This is a genomic window from Streptomyces sp. F001 (assembly GCF_004187715.1).
GTDB classification, from domain to species: Bacteria; Actinomycetota; Actinomycetes; order Streptomycetales; family Streptomycetaceae; genus Streptomyces; species Streptomyces flavusporus.
The window spans coordinates 1-7,410 of the sequence record NZ_QZWF01000078.1 but is presented as its reverse complement, the minus strand read 5'-3'; the positions used below and the strand labels follow the sequence as shown (position 1 = coordinate 7,410).

The window sequence follows — 7,410 nt, the reverse complement described above, 5'->3', positions numbered from 1 at the left end:
ACGACACGAACAGGTGTCCACTCCTCGGGGGCAAGACCCTCAGCCCGGTGGAGGCGCCCTCGGGCAAGACCCAGCGCCGCAGGCTCAACCGCGGTGGCGACCGCCAGGCCAACTCCCCTCTCTACACCATCGTCCTGGCCCGCCTGCGCTGGGACACCTGCACACGCGACTACGTGGAGCGGCGCGTCAGCGAGGGCAAGACCCGTCCCGAAGCCATCCGCTGCCTCAAACGCTACGTCGCACGCGAGATCTACCAGATGATCGTCCTGCCCAGAAGCACGGTGGCATCCCCGCCAGCTGCTGCTTGACATCCATAGGGGCATCAAACTCGCCGTCCGCTACGAAGCCACGGTGCTGGTCGCAGTTCTCAACGAGTGGCTATGAGTCTCAGGCTCAGTCACCCAGAACGGGTACCTCGCCGCTCTCCATGACCACGTTCGGCGGCAAGTGTCTCACCACGAGGGCGGCGGCTTCCGCGGGCGTCGCGACCTCGCCAAGCAGGTCGGCGTAGCCGGATGAGTAGACGTTGTATGGCGGTCCGCCATACAGGATGAAGGGGAGGTCGTCGTGCCCCCGATTCAGGCCACGGCGGGGCGCTGCGCAGGAAGTGCAGTGTCCCATGAGCCGGGAACGGACAGAGGTCGCGCGGCGTCGAGGACACCGTCAGTGTGCTTACTCGCCGAGCAGGGCCACGGTCTCCCGCAGTCGCTCGCACGCCCAGTCGTACCGCTCGGTGTTGGTGTGTGCCCGGAAGTTCGTCTCGATGATCTGGATCAGAGCGAGGTGAAGGTTGTACAGCCGCCGACGGGTCCGCTCGGCGGTGGTGAACGGCCGGTGGCCGTAGCCGCGGATGAAAGCCGTGGCGTCCCCGTAAGCGCTCGACTCACTCCCGGTGAAGCCGAACTCCATCAGCGGATCGCCGTAGAACGCCCGCTCGTGGTCGAGGATTGCCACGATCTGGCCGTCGCGCACCATGCAGTTGCCGGGCCATAGGTCCCACTCGACGAACCGGGGCTCGGTCACCTCGTCCAGCGAATCGGCGTGGGCGGCCACGACTTCGCGGATCACGTCGTAGCCGTGGCGCAGGTCGACGCCGCGTCGCTCGCCGTCGCCCAGCAGCTCCTCGACCATCCGCAGGAAGGCCGCGCGCCACGTGCTTTCGCCCGGCCCGGCCAGCGGGCCGAAGGCGGTGCCGGGGATGGTGTTGAGCTCGTGGGTGATCGCGCCGAGCGCCTCGTCGTACGCGTTGATCTCCGTTCCGGCCAGGGTGTCCCTGATGACGTTGAGGTTGTCCGCAGCTACGTACGTCATGAAGAAGTAGTCGGCGTTGCACACCTCATGGCTCTGATCGGCGAAGTCGACCGCCGGCACGGGAACCTTCGTGTGCTCCCGGATCAGCCGCAGCGCCGCCAGTTCGGTGGCCATGGCGCCGCGCTCGTAGGTCATGACCTCGACATCCGGCGGCGGCGCGATCTTGAGGACGACTTGCGCGCCGGATCGCAGCCGGATCCGATAGGCCACGTTGAACCAGCCCTCGCTCAGTTCGCTGATCCAGTCCTCGCCCGCGTCGCACACCTCCTGCGGGCCGTAGGCGCGGGCGACCATCGCGCGAAGCGCCTCAACGGGCTGCCGGTTCTTTGTGATGCTCTCCATCAATCCTCCGCCCGAAGCATGATCGGACGTTAGCACCGGGATGGCGTTGTGCACTCGGGTTGCCTGCGACGCCTTGCTGTTGCCGGCCTCTCGGCCTCGTCGATTGCTGACGTGGGCGATTATTCGGGCGCGCGTTATGTGTGATTTGTTCGAGCCTTGGCGCAGACCGTTGACGGGGGAAACCGTGGGCTTCAGCCTGTTCTATTTCGCCGACGACGGGGAGGCCGAGGGCGATCGCTACCACTTGCTGATGGAGGGCGCCCGCTTCGCGGACGAGCATGGGCTCGCCGTCTGGATGCCTGAGCGGCAACGGTGCGCTGGCAGGGCACAGTTCCCACTTTTCGCCGCGCTGACATCTCAGTTGGGGGAGAGCGGTTCATGAGTCGGAGCGTTCGGCTGAAAACGGTGATTGAATGCGTAATTGATGGCCTTTAGCATCTGAAGGTCGGGGTCTTGAGCAGTCGTCAGGTCCTTCACTCGGCAGTGAGTCGCGACAGGAGCGTCCATCCATGACCACCAGTGTGTTCACCGCCGAGGAGGCGGCCGCCCTGGCGCAGGTTGACGAGGCGGCCATCGCCCGGACCCTGCTGGAGCTGATCGCGATTCCGAGCGTCACCGGCAGCGCGGCCGAGACGGAGATCCAGCACGACCTGGCCGGGCGGCTCGACCGGCTCGGGCTCGATGTGGACCTGTGGTCCATGGACCTGGCCGAGTTGCGGGCGAAGCCTGGTTTTCCCGGGACGGAGGCGCCGCGCGATGAGGCGTGGGGCCTGGTGGGGGTCACCGAAGGCGGCGGTGACGGGCCGACCGTGATCCTTCAGGGCCATGTCGACGTCGTACCGCCGGGGGACCCGGGGCAGTGGAAAGGTGATCCGTTCGTGCCACGGGTGGTCGGGGACATCGTGTACGGGCGTGGAGCCTGCGATATGAAGGCGGGTCTGGCGGCGCACCTCGCCGCGATCGCGGCCATCCGGGCGAGCGGAGTCAAGCTGCGCGGCCGGGTGGCGGTCCACTTCGTGGTCGGCGAGGAGGACGGCGGCCTCGGTGCCTTCGGCACTCTCGGCCGCGGACACACCGGCGATGCGTGCATCATCGCGGAACCGACCGGCGGCACTGTGGTGACGGCCAACGCCGGTGCGTTGACCTTCCGGCTCGGCGTACCCGGCCTGTCCGCACACGCCAGTTCACGGGACGCGGGGGTCAGTGCCATCGACGCGTACCTCCCCGTCCACCGAGCCCTCGCCCGCCTGGAAAGCGAGCGAAACACCGACCTGGACCCGCTGATGGCGGAGTACGGGATCCCGTACGCGCTGTCGGTCGGCACCCTGCGCTCTGGTGACTGGGCGAGCAGCGTGCCCGATCTCCTTGTGGCGGAGGGCCGGTTGGGTGTCCGCCTCGACGAGGATCCGCAGGCCGCCCGCGCCGCACTGGAGCGGTGCGTGGCCGAGGCCTGCGCGGTCGACCCGTGGCTGCGCGACCATCCGGTTGAGGTGACATGGCCGGGCGGCCAGTTCGCCAGCGGGCGCCTTCCGGCCGATCACCCACTGCGGGACGTGGTCCAGGGCGCCTGTGCCGAAGCCACCGGCGGCCCGGGTCCGCGCGAGCGCGGGGCGCCATACGGCAGCGATCTGCGGCTCTACACCGCCGCGGGCATCCCGACCCTCCAATACGGCCCGGGTGACGTGCGGTTGGCGCACAGCTCCCAGGAACGGGTGTCTGTGTCCGAGACCATCGACGCGGCGCGCACCCTCGTACTCGCCGCGCTCCGCACCGCCGGCACCAAGTGAGCGGCGGCCCGCGCGGGACTCACGGCAGGCCCACATGGGACTCACGGCAGGTGGGCCAGGAGGTACACGCCCGCCCCGCCGGTGGTGCAGAGCAGTCCACCGGCGGAGTGCCAGCACAGACCGGTCAGATCGCTTGCGACACGCAGTGAGCAACAGCACTCGCCGGTAGCCACTCGCCACAGCCGAACGGTCTGGTCGCGGCTCGTCGTCGCAAGCAGCGCGCCGTCCGGGGAGAAAGCACAGTTCTCCACCCAGTTGGAATGGCCGGTGAGCACGGTGAGTTCGGCGGCATCGGCCACCCGCCAAAGGCGCGCCGTACGGTCGTCGCTCGTGGTGGCGAGCAGGGTGCCGTCGGGTGAAAAGGCGCAACTGGTCACCGCGTCCGTATGGCCCCGCAGTACGGCGTGCTCGACTCCATCGGCGACGCGCCACAGCCGTGCCGTCTGATCGCCACTGGTGGTGGCAACGAGTGTTCCGTCCAAGGAGAATGCACAGCTCGTGACCCCTTCGGTGTGCCGGTCCAGGGTGGCCCGCTGGGCGCCGTCTGCGACCGTCCACAGCCGGGCCGTCTTGTCCTGACCGGCGGTGACGAGCATCGTCCCGTCGGGGGAGAAGGCACAGCCGGTCACCCAGTGGCTGTGCCCGGTGAGCACGACGTGTTCGGCGGCGTCGGCCACGCGCCACAAGCGGGCCGTACGGTCGTTGCTGGTGGTGGCGAGCAGGGCACTGTCCGGGGAGAACGCACAGCTGTAGACACGGTCGGTGTGGCCGGCGAGCACGGCCAGTTCGGTGCCGTCGTCCACCTGCCGTACCAGGGCCGTGTGATCGTCGCTGGTGGTGGCCAGCAGCTTCCCGTCCGGGGAAAAGGCGCAGCGGTAGACGCGCGTGTGACCGGTGATCACGGTCATGACGGTGCCGTCCGCCACCTGCCAGATCCGGCCCGTCTGGTCGTTGCCGGTGGTCGCGAGCAGGGCCCCGTCCGGGGAGAACGCACAGCCGCGTACCCACCCTGTATGCCCCTTGAGCACCGCCTTCTGCGTGCCGTCGCGCACCTGCCACAGCCGTACGCTGCCTCCCGCGCTGGCGGTGGCGAGCAGGGCGCCGTCCGGGGAGAAAGCGCACCTGTAGACGGTGCTGGAGTGGCCGGTGAGGACGGCGGCGAGGGTACCGTCGGTCACCCGCCATAGCCGCGCCGTGTCGTCGTGGCCCGAGGTGGCGAGGAGCGTGCCGTCCGGGGAGAAGGCGCAGCTGTCCACCATGCTGGTGTGGCCGGTGAGGACAACGAGTTCGGTGCCGTCGGCCACCCGCCACAGCCGTACGGTGTGGTCATTGCCAGCGGCGGCGAGCAGCGCCCCGTCCGGGGAGAACGCGCAACTACTCACCCCCTTGGCGTGGCCGGTGAGGACGGCGGCGACGGTGCCGTCGGCCACCCGCCACAGCCGTACGGTGTGGTCATTGCCGGCGGTGGCCAGCAGGGCACCGTCTGGGGAGAACGCGCAGCTCGTCACGGCGTCTGCATGGCCGGCGAGCACGGCCAGTTCGGTGCCGTCTACCACCCGCCAAAGGCGCGCCGTACGGTCGTCGCTGGTGGTGGCGAGCAGGGCGCCGCCCGGAGAGAAGGCACAGTCCCCGAGTCCGCCGGTGTGGCCAGTGAGCACGGTGTGTTCGGTGCCGTCCGCGATCCGCCACAAGCGCGCGGTGTGATCGTTACTGGTGGTGGCGAGCAGGGTGCCGTCGGGCGAGAAGGCACAGCTGGTCACCCCGCCCTTGTGTCCGGTCGGGTGGGGCTGGGCGGGGTCGGGTTGGTCGGGTAGCGGCCACGTCGGCTCCAGCCGGGGCCGGGACAGGCTCTGCCGGTAGCGGTGGAGCAACTCACTGAGGCCGGGCACCCCGTGCAACCGGCTGGCCAGGGTCGCGCCGAGCGCTTCGGGCGGCTCGATCGGGCCGAGCAGGTGGGCCGCGTGCTGCAGTACACGCCGCAGCACGCGCGCCGTGGGCGTGTCCGACAGCTCCAGATCGGCGACGACCCCGACGACGGAGCCGAGCCGGCGTGTCTTGGCCTCGACCCAGCGCAGGTCGGTCACGAGCGCGGCCAGTTCCTCGTGCTCGTCGGCCGCGGCCAGGTGGTACGGCAGGTGGCGCCACAGGTAGTGGGCGTCGGCCGGCAGGGTCCACCACGGTCTGGGCCCGTCGTGTCGGGTGAGTAGCGTGGTGGCGGCGGCGGTGAGCCTGCGGTGCGCCTCGTTGCGCGCCCGCGGCCCTTGACGGGCGCGCAGATAGGCTCGGATGACGTCGTGCACGACCAGGCGCGGGCCGGGTGCGTCGAGCCGATAGTCGGCCACCAGGCCCAGCCCCACCAGCTCCTCGCACAGCGCGTCGACCCGTCGGCCCGGCCACAGCAGCCCGAGCACGTTCTGGGGGATGTCGACGTCCTCGGGAAAGATGGCCAGGTCCAGACAGCGCTGCTGGTCCGCCGGCTGGAGCAGGGTCAGGCCGGCCTCCACGGTTGCTGCCACTGCGCGGCTACGGTCGGCCGGGCGAGCTGGGTCGAAAGCGCCGGGACCGTCGGCGAGCAGGGTGCGCATGATCTGCTCGGCCGCGTCCGCAGCGGCTTGGCCCCGCTCGACGCGCCGGCGCAGGGCGCCATTGACCAGGTTGAGCAGCACCGGCCACCGTCCGGCCACCTTGACCAGGCCCTCCACGGTTTCGTCGGGCAGGCCGGGCACACGGTCGGTGAGCAGGAGCCGGGCCTGCTCGACCGACATGGCGTCCACTACGATATGCGTTCCGCCGGCGGGCAGCAGACCAGGGATGCGGGTGGTGATCAGGCGGGTGCAGCCGCGTCCGCCGAATCCGAACGGCCGCAGCTGGGACTCCTCCCACACGTCGTCGATGACCAGGAGCACCGGCTGCGCCAGTTCGTCGAGTAACCGGCCCAGCTCCGCTCCGGCCGCGTCCGGGTCGGAGATCGTCGGCCGGGTCCCGCTCACCACCGTGGCCAGGTCGTTGAGCCGATCGGCCAGGTCCGCACCGTGGATCTCCTGGCCGAGCGTTGCCCACAACAGTCCACCCGGATAGCGCTCGGGCAACTGAGGCTGGTGGCAGGCCCAGGCCGCCAGGGTCGTCTTGCCGAAACCGCCGGCTCCGCGCAACCCCGTCGTCATGCCCACGTCCGCGGCCTCGGGCGCGAGCAGCGCTGACACCAACTGGTCGGCGAGTTCGGGGCGCTCCACCATCCGGTCCAGCGGCGGGGCCATCCACGGCCGCCGGCGCGTATCAAGGGCCCCTGGGCCGCCGCCACCAGACCCGCCATGGACCGCCAGGGTGGCATCGTGGTCTACCCGCCAGATCTCAAAGGTGACCCACACCGCAACCAGGACCAGCAGTGCGGTGCCCAGCGTCCAGGTCCACTCCGACGTCGCCAAGTTGGCCAGCGCGCCCGCCGCGAACGCCAACAACGTAGATGCTCCGGCCGTGGTCCCCTGCCTGGAGAGCCTCCGCGCCACGCCCCCACCAACCTTCGACACGGCATCACGGGACCCCCTCCCGGATGCGACCAGCCGTACCCAGCAAGATACCGAGCGGGACCACGCGGCACCCGGAAAACCCGTACAGGCCGTTCGAACGAGCCTGAACCATACGGCACTTGCCGCGGTGACAACTTCGAGGATCGGTGTCTACCACCACTCCCCGGCCTTTAACCGTTGCTGCCCGGCCGACCTTGGGTGCTGGGCCTGTGTGTGGAGCGCCCCTGGGCTGGCAGACGCGCTCGCGCCGTCTGACCCGCGACTATGAGGCGCGGCCTGCCACCAGCGAAGCCTTCGTGGCAGTGATCGATGGCCATGCGCATGGGACGCCGCCAGGCCCGCGGCCGCGGGACGGTCACCCCGCCAGGCACCGCCATGTGAACAGGCCCGGCCGGTCCTTGAGGTTCCCCCGAGATGTGGGGGATGGTGACAGAGGGTCAGAT

5 protein-coding genes are annotated in these 7,410 nt (G+C 69.9%); 3 read left to right on the top strand and 2 right to left on the bottom strand.

Going from position 1 to position 7,410, the window contains the following annotated elements; all coding sequences use genetic code 11:
- Positions 1–308, top strand: a 308-nt coding sequence (locus StrepF001_RS43550; RefSeq protein ID WP_165396575.1) for a transposase, incomplete at its 5' end; no start/stop codon positions are given.
- Between the two features lie 364 nt (positions 309–672).
- On the opposite strand, the gene StrepF001_RS43545 is transcribed toward StrepF001_RS43550, so the two are convergent.
- Positions 673–1,653 carry an aminoglycoside phosphotransferase family protein gene (locus StrepF001_RS43545; RefSeq protein ID WP_129803604.1) on the bottom strand — a complete coding sequence of 327 codons (981 nt, stop codon included), beginning with the start codon at positions 1,651–1,653 and terminating at the stop codon, positions 673–675.
- A 184-nt stretch (positions 1,654–1,837) separates the two neighbouring features.
- On the opposite strand from StrepF001_RS43545, the gene StrepF001_RS46800 reads away from it, so the two are divergent.
- Positions 1,838–2,035: a hypothetical protein gene (locus StrepF001_RS46800; protein WP_206307158.1), complete on the top strand. Its 198-nt coding sequence runs from the start codon at positions 1,838–1,840 to the stop codon at positions 2,033–2,035.
- Between the two features lie 127 nt (positions 2,036–2,162).
- Positions 2,163–3,440: an ArgE/DapE family deacylase gene (locus tag StrepF001_RS43535; RefSeq protein WP_129803603.1), complete on the top strand. Its 1,278-nt coding sequence runs from the start codon at positions 2,163–2,165 to the stop codon at positions 3,438–3,440.
- A gap of 41 nt (positions 3,441–3,481) precedes the next feature.
- Here the strand turns inward: StrepF001_RS43535 and StrepF001_RS43530 are convergent, their stop codons facing one another.
- Positions 3,482–6,895: an NB-ARC domain-containing protein gene (locus StrepF001_RS43530; protein ID WP_129803602.1), complete on the bottom strand. Its 3,414-nt coding sequence runs from the start codon at positions 6,893–6,895 to the stop codon at positions 3,482–3,484.
- Positions 6,896–7,410: the final 515 nt, after the last annotated feature.